This window comes from Dietzia sp. IN118 (assembly GCF_032905965.1).
GTDB lineage: Bacteria > Actinomycetota > Actinomycetes > Mycobacteriales > Mycobacteriaceae > Dietzia > Dietzia kunjamensis.
Window position 1 is genome coordinate 3191502 of sequence record NZ_JAUMSR010000001.1, and the last position, 19163, is coordinate 3210664.

14 protein-coding genes and 1 tRNA gene are annotated in these 19163 nt (G+C 71.3%); 7 read left to right on the forward strand and 8 right to left on the reverse strand.

All coding sequences use genetic code 11. The annotated features are described in order from the left end of the window. Nucleotides 1-7: 7 nt before the first annotated feature. Nucleotides 8-985 carry a WXG100 family type VII secretion target gene (locus Q2K20_RS15230; protein ID WP_317176918.1) on the reverse strand — a complete coding sequence of 326 codons (978 nt, stop codon included), beginning with the start codon at nt 983-985 and terminating at the stop codon, nt 8-10. After that, complete coding sequence (locus Q2K20_RS15235; RefSeq protein WP_067715410.1) at nt 982-1290, reverse strand: hypothetical protein; 309 nt, start codon at nt 1288-1290, stop codon at nt 982-984. Before Q2K20_RS15235 ends, Q2K20_RS15230 begins: the two co-directional genes overlap by 4 nt. 124 nt (nt 1291-1414) lie before the next feature. Here Q2K20_RS15235 and Q2K20_RS15240 point away from each other — a divergent pair, with 124 nt between their 5' ends. Next, nucleotides 1415-2092 (forward strand): HD domain-containing protein, encoded by a 678-nt coding sequence (locus Q2K20_RS15240; RefSeq protein WP_253701980.1) that lies wholly within the window; start codon nt 1415-1417, stop codon nt 2090-2092. A gap of 4 nt (nt 2093-2096) precedes the next feature. Beyond that, nucleotides 2097-2954, forward strand: a complete 858-nt coding sequence (locus tag Q2K20_RS15245) for a T3SS (YopN, CesT) and YbjN peptide-binding chaperone 1 (RefSeq protein ID WP_067715413.1) — start codon at nt 2097-2099, stop codon at nt 2952-2954. A gap of 55 nt (nt 2955-3009) precedes the next feature. Here the strand turns inward: Q2K20_RS15245 and Q2K20_RS15250 are convergent. From Q2K20_RS15250 to Q2K20_RS15275, 6 genes are all read right to left on the reverse strand, one after another. After that, nucleotides 3010-3083, reverse strand: a tRNA-Asp gene (locus tag Q2K20_RS15250). Between the two features lie 102 nt (nt 3084-3185). Beyond that, nucleotides 3186-4919: an allophanate hydrolase gene (gene atzF, locus Q2K20_RS15255; RefSeq protein ID WP_067715416.1), complete on the reverse strand. Its 1734-nt coding sequence runs from the start codon at nt 4917-4919 to the stop codon at nt 3186-3188. Next, on the reverse strand, nt 4916-6898 hold the full coding sequence (locus Q2K20_RS15260; RefSeq protein WP_067715418.1) for a 5-oxoprolinase/urea amidolyase family protein: 1983 nt from the start codon (nt 6896-6898) through the stop codon (nt 4916-4918). Before Q2K20_RS15260 ends, atzF begins: the two co-directional genes overlap by 4 nt. Before the next feature lie 50 nt (nt 6899-6948). Beyond that, nucleotides 6949-7617 carry an urea amidolyase associated protein UAAP2 gene (locus Q2K20_RS15265; protein ID WP_067715421.1) on the reverse strand — a complete coding sequence of 223 codons (669 nt, stop codon included), beginning with the start codon at nt 7615-7617 and terminating at the stop codon, nt 6949-6951. A gap of 11 nt (nt 7618-7628) precedes the next feature. Further along, nucleotides 7629-8504 (reverse strand): urea amidolyase associated protein UAAP1, encoded by an 876-nt coding sequence (locus tag Q2K20_RS15270; protein ID WP_067715424.1) that lies wholly within the window; start codon nt 8502-8504, stop codon nt 7629-7631. Between the two features lie 6 nt (nt 8505-8510). Then, nucleotides 8511-10049 carry an amino acid permease gene (locus tag Q2K20_RS15275; RefSeq protein WP_067715427.1) on the reverse strand — a complete coding sequence of 513 codons (1539 nt, stop codon included), beginning with the start codon at nt 10047-10049 and terminating at the stop codon, nt 8511-8513. A gap of 180 nt (nt 10050-10229) precedes the next feature. Here Q2K20_RS15275 and Q2K20_RS15280 point away from each other — a divergent pair, with 180 nt between their 5' ends. Genes Q2K20_RS15280 through Q2K20_RS15300 form a run of 5 tightly spaced genes read left to right on the forward strand, consistent with a single transcriptional unit; the run spans nt 10230 to nt 18998 of the window. Then, a complete protein-coding gene (locus Q2K20_RS15280) occupies nt 10230-11132 on the forward strand; it encodes a putative nucleotidyltransferase substrate binding domain-containing protein (protein WP_082923854.1) in 903 nt (300 codons plus the stop codon). After that, nucleotides 11129-11941: a Fic family protein gene (locus tag Q2K20_RS15285; protein WP_067715430.1), complete on the forward strand. Its 813-nt coding sequence runs from the start codon at nt 11129-11131 to the stop codon at nt 11939-11941. The genes Q2K20_RS15280 and Q2K20_RS15285 overlap by 4 nt, the downstream gene beginning before the upstream one ends. Nucleotides 11942-11989: 48 nt before the next feature. Beyond that, on the forward strand, nt 11990-12583 hold the full coding sequence (locus Q2K20_RS15290; protein ID WP_067715435.1) for a TetR/AcrR family transcriptional regulator: 594 nt from the start codon (nt 11990-11992) through the stop codon (nt 12581-12583). A 35-nt stretch (nt 12584-12618) separates the two neighbouring features. Beyond that, nucleotides 12619-15546: a PD-(D/E)XK nuclease family protein gene (locus Q2K20_RS15295; protein ID WP_269529472.1), complete on the forward strand. Its 2928-nt coding sequence runs from the start codon at nt 12619-12621 to the stop codon at nt 15544-15546. Further along, a complete protein-coding gene (locus Q2K20_RS15300) occupies nt 15546-18998 on the forward strand; it encodes a UvrD-helicase domain-containing protein (protein WP_069390009.1) in 3453 nt (1150 codons plus the stop codon). Before Q2K20_RS15295 ends, Q2K20_RS15300 begins: the two co-directional genes overlap by 1 nt. Nucleotides 18999-19163: the final 165 nt, after the last annotated feature.

Here is a 19163-nt window from a genome sequence, read left to right on the forward strand (position 1 = left end):
GGTCGTGTCACCTCTCTGCCGTGTGGGCCCGGTACCGGTCGTGAGCCATATCGCCCGCCTGCTGTCCCAGGTACGTCCCGACGGCCGCACCGATGCCGGCGCCGATGAACGTGCCGAGGGGACCGAACATCGTTCCTGCGACGGCGCCGGCTGCGGCGCCTCCGAGCGCGCCGCCACCCAGAGCCCCGAGGGTCTCCGCGACGGCCTCGCCGGTCGACGTCTTCCCCTGGGCGTGGGCCTTCACGCCGTCGTACACCGTAAGCCCGCCACCGACCGGACCGGCGACCCTACCGAGTCCCCGCAGTCCTGTCGCCGCGGCTCTGCCGAAGTCGTCAGGGGCCGGGTTGAGCATGTGCTTCCCCCGCGTCAGTGGATCGAGTTCATCGGCGACGTCCGGATAGCCCCGAGACGCGGCCCCAGTCATCGCGTCCACACCGCGACCGGGCCACGGGTCGTCCGGGCCCGGGATCGGCGACCGGTCGACCTCAGGTGGGATCGCGGCGTGCAGCCGGGCGGCGATCCCGTCTATCTGGCGCCCGTAGTGATCATCGAGGGAGCGCACGGTGTCGACCGCGGAGCTGATCGCCTCCGCATGCTCATCTACCGTCGATTGATCGATGTCGTCGCGACCAGACAACGGACGCACCGACGATTCGCCCACCTGCAGTCCGGCTGCCTCGGCATCGGCGATCCGATCTCGAACCGTCTGAACTGCCGGCCCCAGCGCAGCGTGCGAGTCCCGGAGAGCATCAGCCAGATCCTCTAGTCCGTCAGCCAGCGTGCTGACGTGCGACTTCTCACGTTCCACGGTGTCGAGAACGGCGTCAGCGGCCTCCCCGTCCCAGCCATCATCCAGCTCCACCGCACCGTCGACCAGGTCCCTCCGGATGCCCTCCGCCACCGAGCCCCGCCGCCCGACCTCGCCGCCGGCGCCCGCCACTGCGGACACGTCCCAACGACGAATGTCGCCGACTGTCCAGCTCACCGCCGGGCCACCGCTGCGAGGAGAGCCGCGAAGTCCTCATCCTCGGCCTCGAGGAACCGGTGCGCCTCGGCAGCGAAGTCGGCCAGGCCCCCGAGCCGACCCGCGATTCTCGAGGCGCACACCGCGGCAGCACCGCACGCCCGGTCCACCGCCTGCTCGATCGCCGACCCGCCCGGAAGACCGCCGCCCAGACGTGCCGTGACCTCGGGAAATGTCACCTCCGCGGCCGCCTCCCCGCAGTCGCGGAACACCGAGACCGCGCTCGCGATCTTCCCGGCATCCGCCCTGATCGTCCCGTCGGGCACGAGCCCTCCTCGTCGTCGTTCCGGTCTACTACCGGGACGCCCCCGTGGCGTCCTCACCATGTACGACGCGCGCCCCACGCCGATCGGTTCCCCCGTGTCGTACCCGTGGTGTGTACTCGGGAGTGTGGAAGGGACACCGGTCACCGCCGGTTCCACCCACGACCCGGCGGCGTCGCCCGGCGTCGGGACCTCTCCCCTCGAGGAGTGCACCATGTCGCTCACCTGGACCCCCACCCTCGACCGCGCGCTCGCGGTCGCCGCCCGTTGCCACGCCGGCCAGACCCGCAAGGACGACCCGACGCCCTACATCGCCCACCCGGTCGCGGTGGCGCTGATCGTCTCGGACTTCACCTCCGACGAGGACGTGGCGGTCGCGGCGCTGCTGCACGACGTCCTGGAGGACGTGCCGCCAACGGTGTACTCGGCCGACGACATGACCGCCGAGTTCGGCGAGCGGGTCACGGAACTCGTCCGCGGCGTGTCGGAGGAGAAGACCGCCGGTGTCCAGACCCCGCCGTGGCGGGTGCGCAAGGAGGGCTACCTCGCGCGACTGGCCGAGGACTCCCACGAGTGCCTGCTCATCTCGGCCGCCGACAAGATTCACAACCTGCGCTCGATGGTCACCGCGCACGAGCGGCTGGGCGGTGACATGTGGGGCCTGTTCAACGCCGGGCCGGAGGAGAAACTGTGGTTCTACCGCGCGATCGCCGACGCCGTCGCCGAACGGCTCGGTGACTGCACCGCCTCGCGAGAACTCCGCCGGGCGGTCGACGACGTGGCCGCCCTCGCACCGGTGGGATGACGCCGTGCGTGACCAGCTCTCCGGCCCGGGCAGCGCGCCGCTGCGTCCCGCGGAGGACCCCTGGGACGGTTTCGAGACCACACTGGCCGGGCATCTCCGCAGGCCGGGGGCGGTCGGCGCGATGGAGTTCACCCCGCCGTCCGACGCGTCCGGAACGCGGGGGCGGTGCATCGTCCACCTCGCGCCCGGCGGCGAGCGCGCCTGGGTGACCGTGCGCCTCGCCGGTCACCCCCTCGTGGAGGAGATGATCGCCCACACCGCCCCCGCCGCGCCCGCCACCATCGCCCGGGCGGTCGTCGATGCCTGCCGCGACCGGCTCGGGGTACCGCACCCCCAACTGCTGACCCTGCGCTGCCAGGGCACGGTCGGGCGGCACACCGGACCGCTGCGTCTGCTCCGCTGGGACTCGATCCCCATCGGCAACGACCCCGCCGACCACCCGAACCCCATCGACGTGGCGGTGGAGGTGGCCGACCACGAGGACGCCCGGGAACGGTTCGAGGCGATCGTCGAGAGAGTCACGGGACGGGCCTGCGTGGTCGACGACCACGGGGCCATCGTCTTCGACCACGTCGGCCACCGGATGCACGTCTCATTCGACGAGGACGAGCCGTACGCACGCATCTGGGCGTGGGTCGTGCGGGGAGTGCGCTCCAGGTCCGACGCGGCGCTCGAGCTGGCTCGACTCAATCTCGACGACGACCGCACGTCGTGGATCCTCGACGGCCGGCACGTCCTGCAGCGGACCACCGTGCCGGTCGCCCCGCTGCTCCCCCGCCACGCCCAGGTAGCGCTCGAACACTTCCTGTTCACGTTCTCCTCGACGCGGGACGCGATCGCGGCGAGGCTGGGGCCGCGGTAGCAGCACAGACGAGAGCCGGTGCATTCGATGACCTGAATGCACCGGCTCTCTCCGGCGACCCTGACGGGACTCGAACCCGCGACCTCCGCCGTGACAGGGCGGCGCGCTAACCAACTGCGCCACAGGGCCGTGCTCGTGGCACGGGGTAGGACATTAGCGGAACTCATGGACTCGCCCTCCACCGCCCCCGGCAGATCTGCCGTCCGGTGAAATCAGGCATCGAACCGTTCCTCACCCGATCGGCCACTCCCCGCGCTCGGTGAGGTCGTCGGCCTCCGGGGTGACGGCCGTGGGCTCGCAACCGAAGCCGACCATCTCCGTGCCGTCCTCGAGCGTCACCCGACCGAGTTGCATCGGCCTGGGCAGCTCGTCGAGGAAGCTTCCCAACGCGGCCGGGGACATCATCCACCGCTCCCCGAGCAGTTCGGCGCCGTCCGGGTGACGCAGGACCCCCGGCTTGGGTGGCTCGGTGCCGAGCCGGTACATCCGGTAGTCGGCGCTGGAGCGGACCGGTCCACGCCACGCGGCGCCGCGGGAGGTGAGCTGGTGTTCGAGCGGGCCCCCGCGGCGGTGTGCGCCGAACACCACCAGATCGACCGCCGGCGCCCCCGCGCGCAGCGGCCACGGAGCGAACGGTTCCGCCTCGGACCCGGCGTCGCCGGCGAGGTCGGCCGCGATGTCGGCCACCGGACCGTCGTGGAAGGGCCGCCCCACCACGGTCACGCCGAACGATGCCCTCCCGCGATCCCCCTCGTCGATCTCACCCGTGGGCACCGCCACCGCGCAGAGGTCGAAGAGATTGCAGAAATTCGTATAGGTACCCATCCGGCTGTTGAGGGCGATCGGGTCGGAGTCGACCTCGGCGATCGTCGGGTGGAACGGCGCGGTGGGCACGAGCAGGGCGGCCGCACCCAGTCGGTCGAGCTCGGCGAGAGCCTCGCGTCGCAGCCCCTCGACTCTCCGCCGGTCCCGCAGCAGATCCACCGCGGCGATATCGCGAGCGGGTGCGATGATGCCGTCGACGATCGGATCGACGCCCGCGTCCGCGCCCCGGGCGGAATCGAGAAATCCGCCGACAGCCTCGTATCGTTCCGCGACGAGCGCACCGTCGTAGAGCAACCGCGCTGCCGCCAGGAACGGCGCGAGGTCGATCTCCACCACCCGGTATCCGAGCGACCGGGCCCGGTCGACGGCGGCCGCGAAGGCCTCGGCCCAACCCGGGGCCATCGCCACCAACTCACGGGGGACGGCGAGCGTCGCCCCCGGTCCGGCCGCGAGTGGTGTGTCCGTCGGCCACCTCCGGGTGCCCTCTCCGCCGGCCATCACCGCGGTCGCCCGCCCGGCGGTATGGACGTCGCGCGCGAACACCGTCACGCAGTCATAGCTGGCGCAGGCCGGGATGACCCCGTCGGTGGAGACCACGCCGAGAGTGGGCTTGATCCCCACGATCCCGTTGAGTGCGGCCGGGATCCGGCCCGACCCGGCGGTGTCCGTGCCGATGGCCAGGTCGCAGATCCCCAGCGCCACCGCCACGGCCGAACCCGAACTGGAGCCCCCTGAGATGTGGCCGGGGCGGTGAGCTGCCCGCACGGCCCCGTACGGGCTACGGGTGCCCACGAGACCGGTGGCGAACTGGTCGAGATTCGTCGCCCCCAGCACCACCGCTCCTGCCGCGCGCAGTCGTGCGACGGCCACCGCGTCCCGCTCCGGGAGGTAGGCGTAACCCGGGCAAGCGGCGGTCGTGGGCAGTCCCGCCACGTCGACGTTGTTCTTGACCGCCAGGGTCATGCCCGCGAGGGGCCCGCCGCCGGCGAGAGAGGCCGCCATGTCGGCCACCAGGTCCTCCCGATCGCGGACCTGCAGGAACACCTCCGGCCGGTCGGCCTCGGCCAGCCGGGCCAAGACGTCGTCGACCAGCGCCTCAGCGGCAGCGCCTGCGTGGACCCCCGTCGTCGTGGCGCTCATGCGCTGAGCTCCCCACTGGCGGCCCAGCGCGCGAACTCCTCGGCGCGGGCGTGCTCCATCCGGCGCCTCGCGGACGCGATGGACTCGCCCTCCCGCGCGCAGAAGGCATTGTGCTCGGCCAGGGAGAACGTGTCGTCGGTGATGTCGACGAGACCGCGGCCGGCAGCGGTATCCGCCCGGAGGTCCGCCAGCTCCTCGGACGAGACGGGATACCAGGAGATGCGGTCGAAGTGCCGCAACAACCACGGGTGCTCGGCGTCGAAGCCCGGCGCGGGTTCAGGGTGCCGGTGGTTCCAGACCTGCGTGGTGCGGCCGACGAACTGGTAGCCGCCGGGCCCCTCCATCCCGTAGATGCAGAGATAGGCGCCGCCGATCCCGACCGAGTTCTCCGCTGTCCACGTCCGGGCGGGGTTGTACTTGGTCGTCACGAGGCGGTGGCGCGGGTCCAGGGGCGTGGCCACCGGGGCTCCGAGGTAGACGTCCCCGAGCCCGAGCACCATGTACTCGGCGTCGAAGACGGTGCGGTAGACGTCGTCGGCGCTCTCCAGGCCGTTCATCCGGCGGATGAACTCGATGTTCCACGGGCACCACGGGGCGTCGTCTCGCACGCCGTACATGTACCGCTCGATGGCCTCCTTGGTGGCGGGGTCGTCCCAGCTCAGCGGAAGCCGGACGCGCCTGCTCGACACCACCAGATCCTCGGCGGCCGGCAGGGCGGCCTCGGCCTCACGCAGGGCGTCCAGCGTGGCGGCCACCGAGCTGCGACCGGGAGTGATCTTTACCTGCAACGACCGGATGCCGGGCGTGAGGTCCTGTTGGCCGGGCACGGGATTCGAGAGCAGGTGCAGGTAGAGGGCGTGGGCGCGGGCGCGCAGCTCGAGATCGAGTTCCATTCGCCCGTATTCGACCAGGACGTTGTCGTCACCGCCGCGGCGGTACGTCACCTCGGTGACGCCGTCGGCGGTGTGCCCGCGGCCCAGCACGCCGTCGTCGCGGTCCCCGCCGTCACCGAGGACGTAGGGCCGGCCGGCACTCCCCGCGCCGCCGATACCGGCGCGCTCGGGTGTTGCGTCCACCCGCACGCGGACGAACCGCACCGTGTCGCCGGGAGCGAGTTGCCCGAGCTTCCACCGGTCGCTGCTGACCACCGTCACCGGGCAGACGAAACCTCCCAGACTCGGCCCGTCCGGACCCAGCAGGATAGGGGTGTCGCCGGTGAAGTCCAGTGCCCCCACCGAGTAGGCGTTGTCGTGCAGGTTGGACGGGTGGAGTCCGGCTTCGCCTCCGTCGGGCCGGGCCCATTTCGGTCGCGGCCCCTCGAGACGGACGCCCGTGCGGTCGGAGTTGAAGTGCACCGAGTAGGTGGACGCGTACAGCTCGTCCATCCCGGCGCGGGTGAGGAAGTCGGGAGCGCCGTGGGGCCCCTCGGCCACGGCGACGTGCCAGTGATGCCCGATGGCAGGGATCTCCTCGGCGAGGATCCGGCGGGGTACACCCGGTCCGGGCTCTCCGACCGACAATGTGTCCCCCGCGACCAGAGAGCGCCCCTCGTGTCCGCCGAACCGTCCCAGGGTGAAGGTCGCCGACGACCCCAGGTACGGCTCGACGTCGATCCCACCCCGGACCGCGACGTAGACCCGCATGCCCGGCCCCGTGATCACCGGGACGTCGAGCACGGATCCGGCCTCGAGCCGCACCGGCTTCCACTGGGCAACCGGCTGGCCGTCCACCGTGGGCCGCACGTGGGCGCCGCCCACGCACACCGTGACCGCGGAGTCCGGCCGGACCCTCAGACCACCGCGCGTGCACTCCAGCCCGGCGGCGCCCTCCGCGTTGCCCACGGCGATATTGGCCAACCGGAGGGACTGGCAGTCCATCGCACCGGACGGCGGAACGCCCACGCCCCAGTACCCGGTTCGGCCGGGCCAGTCCTGGACGGTGGTGATGAGCCCGGGGGCGAGGATCTCGAGGCGGGACATGGTGGTTCTCCTCTGGAGAGTGAGGGACGTGATGTGGCGGTGGGCCCGGTTCAGGCGGTGACGATCATGCGGACCGCCGTCGGATCGAAGCCGTTGCACGGGTTGTTGATCTGCGGACAGTTGGAGACCAGGACGATCACGTCACGGTCGGCGCGCAGCGACAGCCGCTTGCCGGGTGCGGAGAGCCCGTCGACGATCCCGAGCGTGCCGTCGCCGTCGACGGGGACGTTCATGAAGAAGTTGACGTTGGGGACCAGATCCCGCTTTCCGAGCCCGTACCGGGCGCCTTCCCGGAGGAAGTTCTCCACGCAGGCGTGCTGGTGGCGCGTGTGGTGGCCGTACCGCAGGGTGTTGGACTCCTGCGAACAGGCCCCGCCGAGCGTGTCGTGGTTGCCCACCTCGTCGGCCGTGATCGTCACCAGTGGGTCCCCGGCGTCGTCCCGCAGGACACTGCCGGTGGTGAGGAAGATCGACCCCTGGGCGGCAACGGTCGCCGGGGCACTGTAGCGGCGGGTGGGGTCGTGCGCGTCGTAGAACAGTGTGTCGACGGCCTGGTTGCCCTCGAGGTCCACGATGGTCAGGGTCTGCCCCTCGTGGAGGACGCGTGACCAGGCGGCCCTGGCGGCGACGATCTCATCGGCGACCACGGCCCCGTCTGCGAGCGAGAGGTCGTCGGCGGCGCCGGTCCGGGGGTCGGCGGAGACGGTCGTGGGTGTCATGGGGGTTCTCCTCAGTCGATCTGGGTGGAGGCGCGGTGGGCGGCCTCGGAGTTGGCGACGGCACGGCGGTATTCGAGGTCGTCCCCGACGCCGGGGAGGGTTCCCTCGCAGAGTGCGTCGAGGTCTTGCGGCGCGCTCCACGCCAGGAGCTCGACGGTCCCCGAGTGGTACTGCTCCGACGGATCCAGCGGATGGTCGGCGACCGCCACGGCCAGCACGACGGGCAGGTGGACGACGAGGTCGATCGTCGCGCCCGCGCCCGCGTTTCCGGTGGACACCAGCGAACCGTCCGCGTCGACCCGGATCCCGTGGAAGAACGAGACGGTGTGCGGCAGGTCCCGTTCGGCCAGTCCGTTCTTGAGCGCCGCCAGTAGCAGCAGTTCCCGTCCGGCCGGTGACTCCGATTCCGGCGCGCCGGCCCCGTAGCGGGCGACGTTGCCGGCCAGGGTCGAGGCCCCGCACAGCGCGTCGTGGTGGCCGGAGGTGTCCGCGACGATCGTCGCGAGCACGCGCCCCTGGTCCGAGAGCAGCGGATGGCCGGTCCCGAGGTAGGCCTGCCACGGGACCTTCACCGTGTCGGCCGTGTTGAGTCGCTCCCAGGGAGCGTCGGCGCGCCACATCATGAGCGAGGCGCAGGCCGTGCCCTCCCGGTCGGTGAGTCGGATCCGGGTGCCCCGGGCCAGGGTGACCGCGGTGTACCGGCCACCGGGGATGGACTCGGCCCACGTCAGTCGGTCAGCCGGGACGTCCGCCGGCGGATCGGGCCAGTCGGTGGCGGGGACGACCGGCATGGCGTCGGTGATCGTGCCTGCCTGGGCGCGGGCGTGCCGGCGGGCACCCGAGGTGGTGGATGTTCCTGCGGGGCCGGGTGCGGTGGTGCTGGTCATGACTGGTCACTCTCCGATCTGGACGGGGTTGGGGTGGGTCTTGCCGCGGGGGAAGCACAGGATGCCGACGCCCACCACGGCGACGACGGTCGCCACGCCCGCCCACCGCAGCCACGGTGTCTCACCAGACGGGTCGAAGATCTCGGCCCGTGGCCAGGCGAGGTTGATGGTCATGAGCAGTCCGTACGCCACGGCGAGGACGTTGACGGGGATCCCCCAGCGGCCGAGCGAGAACAGGGGCCTGCCCTCGGCGTCGGTGAGCCGGGGGCCGTTCGGCCACCCCTTGAGTCGACGCATGAGCAGCGGTCCGGTCACGCAGAGGTAGGCCAGGTAGATGAGGATGATGCACACCGAGGCGAGCGTGGCGAAGATCGCGGAGTTGCCGACGTTGACCAGCAGGATGCCCATGCAGGCCAGTCCGATCAGAACGGACGGCGCGATCGGGGTCCCGGTCCGCGGGTGGACGCGCGAGAGAGTCGTCGAGAACGGGAGCCTGCCGTCGCGTGCCATGGAGAACATGAGCCGGGTGGCGGCGGTCTGGATGGCGAGGGTGCAGATGAAGATCGCGACGACGACGTCGGCGAGGAGCACCTTCCCCCAGAAGTTCCCGAGGACCGAGTTAAGTACGTAGGGAAGGCCCTCGGTCGCCAGACGCCCGTCGGTGAGGCTGGGCGCGGCCATGAGCGCTCCCAGGATCATCAGTCCACCGCCGATGGCGGAGACGGTCAGTGCCATCCGGATCGTCCGGGGCGCGATGCGGCGGGGATTGACCGTCTCCTCCGCGAGCTCGCCGGCCGAGCCGAACCCCACCATGACATAGGCCGCCATCAGTCCCGAGACCACCCAGGCCCAGATGTACCCGGGTTGATCCCCCATGCCCGCGGTGTCGAAGACGACCTGGGGGCCGCGGACCGCGTGGGTGAACAACGCGAGGACCACGGCGATCACACCGACGATCTCGCACGTCACGCCGATGTTGTTGACGTAGGCCATCCACCGGACGCCGATGGAGTTGATCACCGTGGTGATGACGAGCAGGACCGATCCCAGCAGGACGGCGTTCGTCGATCCGGATGGTGAGGTCAGCGCCGGGTCGTCGCCGATGATCTGGAAGCCGGACCAGATGCTCGGAAGGACGACCTGCAGGGCGATGGCCGCCGCCGAGGCGGTGACGATCTGGGCGAGGATCATGAACCACCCGCCGAACCACCCCACGATCTCCCCGCCCATCCGGCGGGACCACTGGTAGATCGCGCCCGAGATCGGGTACCTGGCCGCCAGTTCGGCGAAGCACAACGCCACGAGGAACTGGCCGGCGAAGACGATCGGCCAGGTCCAGAAGAAGGCGGGGCCTCCGAACCCGTACCCGAGGCCGAAGAGCTGGAAGATCGTCGTGAGGATGGAGACGAACGAGAACCCGGCCGCGAATGACGCGAACGTGCCGAGACTCCGATGGAGTTGCTGTTCGTAGCCGAAGTCTGCGAGGTCGTCGTGATCACCCCGGCGTTCGGGAACCGGGGTGGTGAGACCGGGTGAGTCGCTCATGTCCGGGGCTCCTCTCGGGGCGGGCCGATGAACCCGATCTCGGCGACCGCGGTTCCTGTCGTGTGACAGTTTTGCTCGGACGCATGACACCCGGGTTGCACCATGTTTCGATCGGATTAACAGGCACTCGCGCCCGCTCCCGGCTGACGCACCGGCCGTCTGACGTGGTCGAATGACCCCATGACACCTCCCCGGGCCGGCGACGATGATCGCACTCGCGCGTGGTCGGACGACCTGCGACGAGAACTGGAATCGAGGCTCGGCCCGACCGTGGCGGACACCGTGTGGGTCACCGGTTCGGTGGGCCGCGGGGAGGCGGTCCCCGGCAGTGACCTGGAATCCCTCGCCGTCGTCGACCACCGGGACCCCCGCGCGGTCCGGCGCGCCGTCGCGGCCACCGATCTCTCGACACCACCGTGGTACGCCGAGACCTCCGCGGCCTCGGCCGCCGATCCCCGCTTCGTCCGGACGCGCGCCGGATGGTCCACGGCCGCCGAGGGCTGGGCGGACGCGCCCGCGCGGAACCTGGGGGTCGTGCACCTGGGCCTGCTCGCCGACGCCCGCCCCCTCACCGACGACCGACGCGACCCGGACCTCCTGCCGCGCATGGCCGTCGATGCCGTTCGTGCTCATCCGGCCGTGCTCGCAGACGTTCTCGCGGACGCGCTCTCGACCCGGGCCTCCGTGCCGTCCAGACTCGGCCGGACGTTCCGCGGAGACCCCGTGGTCGACCTCAAGACAGCGGTCATCACCCCGGTCGTCAAGATCGCGCGGTGGTCCGCCCTGCGCGCCGGGGTGGCCACCACCAGCACGGGCTCGCGCCTCGAACTGGCCGCCGACCCGGATCTCCTTCCGCCGGACCGGTGGGAGTCCCTGCGCGTGGCCGCCCGATTCGTCACCGGTCTACGGTGGGACGTCCGTCTGCGGGCGGACCCCGACGGCCCCGGAACCGACCGGGTCCCGCTCTCCGTGCTCACCACGGCCGAACGCGCCGGACTCCGGTCCGTCGCGCGGGAGATCTCCGGCGTCCAGCGCGCCCTCGACTACCTCCGGTCAGCGGGCCAGATCCGAGATCCGGGGTGACCCGCCACCCGTGCACCGCCGCGATGCTCGCCATCTCGGCGTTGGAGGGATGGGCACCGGGGGTCGACGACGACGAGGTCCTCGATCTCGTCGACCGGGGCGCCTCCGATCGGCTCATACGCCTCCACGTCCTCGAGTCGATACCGCCGGAGGCCGTACGACGGCCCCGGCCCGGGATCCTGGCCCGCCGCGTCCCGTACTACCTCCGGGGAACGCGGGTACTGGAGAATTCCCTCGGCATCACCACGGAGAGGCCCCTGGCCCGGGCGGAAGCCCTCCTGGCGGTCGCCGCGGGGGCCCGTCTTCTCCGTGAGCCGGCGTCCGCTCCGACGACCGTCTCCGGCATCCATGCCGCACTGTTCGGCGATGTCTACGCCTGGGCGGGCCTCCCCCGGATGGTCGGCCTGTCCAAGCAGGGTTCCGTGTTCGCCGCGGCAGACCGCGTCCCCGCCCTCGTCGCCCCGCTGGAACGACCGGCCGACCTCGTCGCCGGAGCGCTGGACTCCGCACGTGCACCCGCACCCCGGAGGGCGACCATCGCCCTGGCCCTGGCCGACTGGTACGCCCGCTTCAACCACGTGCACCCGTTCCGCGAGGGAAACGGGCGCGCCGCAGCCGTCGCCGCCCTGCTCGCGGCACGCGCGCATGGCGCGGACCTCGACTTCACCCGTACCTCCCGTGCGACGTGGGTGCAGGCCGCCGTATCCTCCTTGCCGACTCCTCCCCGCAGGACCGTCGATCCCACGGCGCACCGGTTCGAATTCCTCCGTGTCACGATGGACCGGTCCGTCGACCCCCACGCCACCTGACGGCCGGGACGAGAAACATCGCCGGACCGGCGTGGCGAAAGGACCTCCGTGGACACACCCGGCCGACCCCGACTCGTGGACCGCAGGCGCCCCGGAGCCACTCCGGCCGACGAAATCCTCGATGCCGCGGCGGAACTGTTCACCACCCGCGGATACACCGCCACCTCCACCCGCGCCATCGCCGACGCCGTCGGGGTGCGCCAGGCGTCGCTCTACACGCACTTCCCGACGAAAGCCGCGATCCTCGGCTCCCTCCTCGACACGACGGTCGGGCCGACCCTGGAGATGGCCCGCCGGTTGCGCGCCGAGGGGCGGGACCCCCGGGAGACGCTGCTGACGCTGGCGACAGTCGACGTCGAGGGCCTGCTCGCCTCACGTTGGAACATCGGGATGTTGTACGTGCTCCCGGAGGTCACAGGGGAGGACTTCGCCGGTTTCCGCGGCGCGCGCTCGGAACTCAGAGGGATCTACCGGGAACTCGTCGCACTGTGTCGACCCGACCTCGATCCCGCCGACCCCGCCCTCGACCTGCCGTTCCGGGTGGTCGAGGCGGTGATTCCGCACCGGCAGGATCATCCCGGGGTCACCATCGACCCGGTGCGATGGGCGACGGCCGCGACCCGCGCGATCGGCATCAGCTGAACGGTCTTGTCGTACCGGTGGGGCACCATGGCGGTGTGACCGGATCCCAGGCTCATCCCAGCGCCCTCGTCGCCGAGGTCCGCCGTCTCCGCGGCACCGACCCGCTCGGCCGGATCACCGTCCTGGTGCCGTCGTTCGGTGCGGCCAGGGACGTGGTCCGGGCGCTCGCGCTCGACGGCGGGGCGGTCAACGTGGCGGTGAGAACCGCCGACCAGGTGATCAGCGAACTCTCGGCTCCTGCACTGGCCCCACGGGCTGCGCTCCCCTTCCCCCTCCTCGCCGCCGCGGTCGAGAAGGCGCTGGACAGCGATCCCGGACATCTGGAGGCAGTGGCATCCGAACCCGTCACGGGACAGGCCGTCGCCCAGGCGTGCCTGCGTCTGGGGACCGTCGAGCCGGGTTCGGTCACCGCGGAGACCCGGCTGCACTCGGAGGTCCTCCGGCTGGCCGACGAGGCCCGCGCGATGACGGGTGACGCCTACTACACGCAGTTCGAGGCGGTGAGTACCGCGCTGGAGCGTTTGGATGTGCTGGGGCGGATCGTCCTGGCGGCCCCGCTGCGCGGAACGCGGGCCGAGCGCAGGCTGCGGTCCGCGCTGGAACAGCGCGGCATATCTCCCCTCCCCGGTACCGGATCGGAGCACCTCGCCTCCGCCGCCGAGCCCGGCAGCGCGAAGGCGATCACCGGCACCCACGTCCTCCACGCGTCGGACTCCGATGACGAGGTGCGCGCGGTGGTCCGTTTCGTCCGCTCGCGCCTGGCGGACGGGGTCCCCGGCCACCGGATCGGTGTCTACTACCCGTCACCGGACCCCTACCTGCGGCTTCTCCACCGAGCATTCGGGGAGGCCGGGATCGCCGTCTACGGCCCCTCCGACGCCGGGCCGGGTCGCTCTCCGGCCGGCCGCACGTTGGTGAGGCTACTGGGACTCGACGCCGGCCGGATGCCCCGCGCCGACCTGCTGTCGATCATCGCCGAGGGCGCGATCGTCCCGTTCGACGAGGAGGGTGCTGCCGTCTCGTCCAGGCGCCTGGAGATCCTCACCCGAACGCGTTTCCCCGTCATCGGCGCCGGCGACTGGGACCGACTGGCCGATCACCTGCGGCTGCGGGGGGAGCCCGGGGCCCTCGGCGAGAACGAACGGGCCGCGGCGGCTGCTCTCCTACGCCTGATCGGGACCATCCGCTCCGAGCTCGCCGCCGTCGACGCCGCGCGTTCCTGGGCCGAGGCGGCGGAGGCCGTCACCGGACTGATCACCTCACTGTTCCGTCAGAGTCCCGCCCGGGCAGCCGCACTGGTGGTGGTCGGTTCTCTCGGGGATCTCGACACCATCGCGCCCGCCATCACCCGGGATCGAGTGGTCGGTGCGCTCGCCACGCGGCTGGACGGAATCGTCGACCGCGTGGGCGAGGAGGGCGCCGGGGTCGCGCTGGGTCCGATCGACGACGCCGTGGGGCGCGACCTGGACACCGTCTGCGTGGTGGGCATGGCGGAGGGACTCCTTCCGGTCCTGCACAAGCCCGACCCTCTCGTTCCCGAAGGCGCAGTCGAGCCCTCCTCCTCCGAGCGGCTCGACGAGCGGTACCGGGTTCTCCAGCTTGCGCTGAGCGCCGGCTCCGAGCACCGAACGTGCTCATTCCCCCGCGGATCGATGCGAGGCGGCGGCAACAGGATCCCGTCGCGCTGGCTCCTGCCCACCCTGTCCGAACTCACCGGGAAACCGGTTCGTGCCACCAAGTGGCAGGAGGACGTCGCCGCGTGTCCGGCCGTCACCGCCGTGCCCTCGTTCGTCGACGGCGTGCTGACCCCGCCGGCCGCCCTCGGTTCGGACCCGGCCACTGTCTCCGAACTGCGGATCCGGCAACTCTCCGCCAACGGCTGGCTGGCCCGGCCAGGTGCCCCCGGTCTGCTGGTTCGAGCACACGAGATGCGTCAGGATCGCCGGCGAGGACGATTCACGCGGTTCACCGGTGATGTCTCGTCAGCTGCGCGCCTGCTGACCGTCCTCGACCATCCGCTCTCTCCCACGAGGCTGGAGGACTGGGCCCAGAGCCCGTATCTGTTCTTCCTCTCCACGGTCCTGAGGGTCCGGACGCTCGACGACCCGGCCGCGGAAATCGAGATGGACCTGCGCGACTACGGCGACCTGGTCCACTCGATCCTCCAGCGCTACGTCTCCGATCGCCTCCAGACCGGGGCCGGTCCGGACCGCGAGCTGCTCATGACCGCGTTGCGCGCCGAATGCGAGGCGGCGATCGCGACGTCACCGGGACTCGTCGCCTCACTGTGGCGACGGCGGGAGATCCTGCTCGCGGCCGAACTCGACCGGTGGTACTCGGAGGACGAGACGGACTTCCGAGCGGGGTGGGAGCCGGCCGCGACCGAACTCGGGTTCGGCCGAGGGGCCCCCGACGGTTCCGTGATCGAGATCCCCTTCGAGGTGACCACCTCCCACGGCACGACCACGGTGTTCCTCGCAGGGTCCATCGACCGGCTCGACGAGCGCGGAGAGTCCCAGCGGGTCACCGACTACAAGACCGGGACGCCGCCCGCGGTGGAGGAGCGGCCGAGCGAGGAGGACCCCACCATCTCGGGGACACGATTCCAGTTGCCGCTCTACGCAGCGGCCGCCGAGTCCGCTCGCGATCTGCCGGTCCGCGAAGTCCGCTACTGGTACTGCACCGAACGGGGCGAGTTCGAGCAGATATCCCTCGACGTCACCGTCGACCTCATGGACAAGGTCCGCGCTGACGTGGGCAACCTGGTGGACGCCCTCCAGCGTGGATGGTTCCCCCTCAAGGGCGGGCGCGGCTCGTCCCGTGATCTTGCGAAGCTCATCGGCGGCTCCGAGCTCGACCGCGCCTGGGAGCTGTTGTCCCGACAGGACCCGCTCGCATCCCACCCCGCGTTCGCCGGCCTCGTCGCCGCCGATCCGACCGAGCACGAATCGGAGACGTCCTGATGAGTACCCTCCCCGACCAGGCCGCCCGGCTCCGGGTGGAAACGGACACCTCCGTCACGCTCTTCGTGGAAGCCGGTGCAGGGACCGGTAAGACCCATGCCCTCGTCAGCCGCCTCAGCACTCTGCTGTTGGACGACGCCGTGCCCGTCGACCGCATCGCCGCGATCACCTTCACCGAGAAGGCGGCCACCGAGCTCCGCGATCGCCTCCGCGTGACACTCGTGGACAAGCGCGCCGAGGGCGACCACCGGGCGGATGCCGCTCTCGCGGGGCTCGACACCGCCGCCATCGGCACGCTGCACTCCTTCGCCCTGCGGCTGCTCTCGGAGAACCCCCTGGAGGCGGGAATTCCCCCGAAGGTCACCGTGCAGCAGGACACCGCCGAGTCCAGCGCCGTCGACGCCCTGTGGCAGGAATGCGCAACTCTCCTGTTCGGCAGCGGCCCGACCGCCACCCGGTCGGGCAACCTGGCGCGGGCCGTCGACGACATGCTCGATGCCGGTGTGACGGCCTCCGCGTTCCGCGAGGTCGTCGAGGCGCTCCACCGCGACTGGGACCGCCTGCCCACCGACCTCCTGTACCCCGACACAGCCGACCTGCCCGTGTCGCCGGATCTCGCCGAGATCATCGCTGCCGTGGGATCGATCGTCGGGTGGCGGGATTCCTGCCAGGACGAGACGGACAAGCTCTATGCGGTCCTCGACGCACATGAAGCCTGGGGGGCGACACTGCAGGACGCTTCGTCCGACCCGTCCGCGTCGCCCTCCTGGATGGAACTCCTGGGCAAGCCGATCACCGCGGGAAACGGCGGTAAGGGCGCGAATTGGGGCGGGACGGACGTCGTGAAGGAGATAAAGGCGGAGATCAAGCAGCTCTCCTCGATGTGCGAGGCGATCCTCGTCGAGCACTGGCGCCCACGTATCGCCGTGGTGCTCGACGCTCTCATCCCGGTGGTGCGGAGGCACGCCGCCGACCGGCGCCGCCACGGCACCCTGCAGTTCCACGACCAGCTCGTTCTCGCGCGCGAACTACTGCAGGACCCGACGGTCCGCGAACGGGTCCGGGCACGCTACCAACGAATTCTCATCGACGAGTTCCAGGACACCGACCCCATACAGTTGGACATCGCCGAACTACTGACGTCCGCGGCCGCCGGATCCGGGCCCGAACCGGGCCGACTCTTCACCGTCGGCGATCCCAAACAGTCCATCTACCGATTCCGCCGCGCCGACATCGCCACCTATCTCCGGGCCCGGGGCGGAGCCGACAGTACGGGCGGTGCGACGGGCGGGGCCGCCATCGAGAGACTGAGCACGAACTTCCGCTGCTCACGTCCGGTCCTCCGCTGGGTCAACGAGGTGTTCTCCGAGGTACTCATCGCCTCCGACGGCATCCAACCCGAGTACCGGGACCTCGAACCGGCACCGAACCGGCCCGAACACGACCCCACCCACGGACCCCGGCCGTTCGTCTTCCGCACCGAAGACGTCCCCCATCACTGCCCGCCCGACTCGAAGGAGGCCACCGAACGCCACTGGACCGAGGCCGCCGACGTGGCAAGGGTGATCGCCACCGCCATCCGGGAAAGGTGGACCCACGAGTCCAAGGATGGTGAGCAGACCCCACTGCGGCTGGCGGACATCGCGATCCTCCTGCCGTCGCGCGGTTCTCTGCCGATGCTCGAGACCTGCCTCGACCACGCGGGGATCGACTACCGCACCGAGGCGTCCTCGATCGTCTACGGGACGCCGGAGATCCGCGACCTCCTCCTGGCCGTCCGCGCCGTCGCCAACACCGCCGACGAGGCGTCCCTCGTGGGCGCGCTGCGGTCACCGTTGTTCGCCTGCGGGGACGACGACCTCCTGCGCTGGCGCGCCGCCGGCGGCACCTGGGCCCCCGGCGCGCCGGCACCCACGGAGCTCGCGGAGTCCCCCGTCGCAGACGCGATGGGATACCTCTCCTCCCTGTCGCGGCACACGCGGCGCCCAGGCGAACTCCTGGAGAAACTCGTCCACGATCGCATGGTCTTCGAGTCCGTGGCCGAATCGCCGCGGCGGCGCGACCTGTGGCGACGGATCCGGTTCGTGATCGAGCACGCGTGGCAGTGGGAGGAGTCCGCCAGCGACCCAGCGCGTGCCGACCTCCGTGACTACGCGGACTGGGCGCTGACGCTGACCGCGGAGGACGCCCGCGTCCCCGAAGCCGCCATCCCCGAGATCGGGGTGGACGCTGTCCGCATCAACACCATCCACGCGTCGAAGGGCCTCGAGTACCCGATGGTCATCGTGGCCGGGATGAGCCGGGGCTGGCCCACCAGCCGGGACCGGCTCCTGTGGACCGACGACGAGCCTCCCCGGCCGGCGGTGTCGTTCTCCGCCACCGTCCGTGACCCCGCCTTCACGGCGGCAGCCGAACGCGAAAAGCAACACGCGCTCGCGGAACGCATCCGCCTCCTCTACGTCGCCACGACCCGAGCGGAGAGCCGCCTCGCGGTCTCCGGCCACGGATACGCCCTCACCAAGAGCGGAAAGCCCCGGGCAGGACTGTGGGGGACCCTCCTCGGCTCCGTCATCGAGGACGCCGACGCGCCCGATCTGGTCGAGTACGGTGAGAACCTGCTCGACGCCGCCGCCGTGCCCGACGTCGACGTTCCCGACGAAGCGGAATGGGCCCGACGCAGCCAGCAGATCGCGGCCAGGTCCGCAGAGCGCGCGGGCTGGTCCGCGACCCGGATCGTGCACCCGGAGGTCGCCGACGGTTCCGCCGCCGCAGGTGCAGACCAGCGGCGCGACGAGGCGGCCGAGCCGCGGCCCCTCCCCGAACGACTGGCCGCCGCGTTGCGCGATCGGTTCCGCCCGGCCCCGACGCGATCGGACGAATTGCCGCCCGCCCCGCGGGGCACCCCACTGGCCTCGGGACCCGACGTCGGTACGGCGGTCCACCACCTGGCCGAGCACACGGACCTGACCCGGCTGCACGGACCGACAGCCGACCCCGTCTCCGCGGTCGCGGAGTGGGAGCGGTGGGCGGCAGACCAGTTGATCGCTCTCGGGCTGGGAGGTGGGCTGCGCGGGAGCCGCAACCCGGAAGCCGTCGCCGAGATGGTCTCCGTCGCGAGGACTGCCCTGACCTCCGAGCCCGTCCGGCGGGCGGCGACCCGGACCCACTGGGCCGAGCTACCCGTGGCAGGGCCGCTGGCCACCGCGGACGGGACGACGGTGGCGGTGGACGGGGTGGTCGACCTCGTGATGGAGGAAGCCGACGGCTCGCTGACGATCATCGACTACAAGACCGACGTCGCCGTCACTACCGACACCGTCGACGAGTACCTGCTCCAGCTGTGCGCCTACGCCGAGCTGCTCGGTGGCCCCACCGGCAGACCGGTGGGGCGGATCGAGCTGGTCTTCTGCCGCGGGGCCCGCCCGACCGTGGTCGCCCGCGACCTGGGCTGACGACACGGCCCTGCGGGGGCGAGCCCCGCCGCGGTCGGCCCAGGTGCCTCCGCACCGGGCAACCGCCCGCGACCGGGACGAACGCCTGGTAGAGCTCGACCAGCAGATCCACGTCGGAATCCCGCGTCCGGCGCAAGGGCAGAGGTTCCGTGCAGCAGCCCTCAT

What these genes read in the sequence shown, in the direction of transcription:
- atzF (WP_067715416.1), bottom strand. Translation starts at nt 4,919, where the DNA reads ATGAGCGCCACGACGACGGGGGTCCACGCAGGCGCTGCCGCTGAGGCG.
- Q2K20_RS15260 (WP_067715418.1), bottom strand. Translation starts at nt 6,898, where the DNA reads ATGTCCCGCCTCGAGATCCTCGCCCCCGGGCTCATCACCACCGTCCAG.
- Q2K20_RS15265 (WP_067715421.1), bottom strand. Translation starts at nt 7,617, where the DNA reads ATGACACCCACGACCGTCTCCGCCGACCCCCGGACCGGCGCCGCCGAC.
- Q2K20_RS15270 (WP_067715424.1), bottom strand. Translation starts at nt 8,504, where the DNA reads ATGACCAGCACCACCGCACCCGGCCCCGCAGGAACATCCACCACCTCG.
- Q2K20_RS15275 (WP_067715427.1), bottom strand. Translation starts at nt 10,049, where the DNA reads ATGAGCGACTCACCCGGTCTCACCACCCCGGTTCCCGAACGCCGGGGT.
- Q2K20_RS15280 (WP_082923854.1), top strand. Translation starts at nt 10,230, where the DNA reads ATGACACCTCCCCGGGCCGGCGACGATGATCGCACTCGCGCGTGGTCG.
- Q2K20_RS15300 (WP_069390009.1), top strand. Translation starts at nt 15,546, where the DNA reads ATGAGTACCCTCCCCGACCAGGCCGCCCGGCTCCGGGTGGAAACGGAC.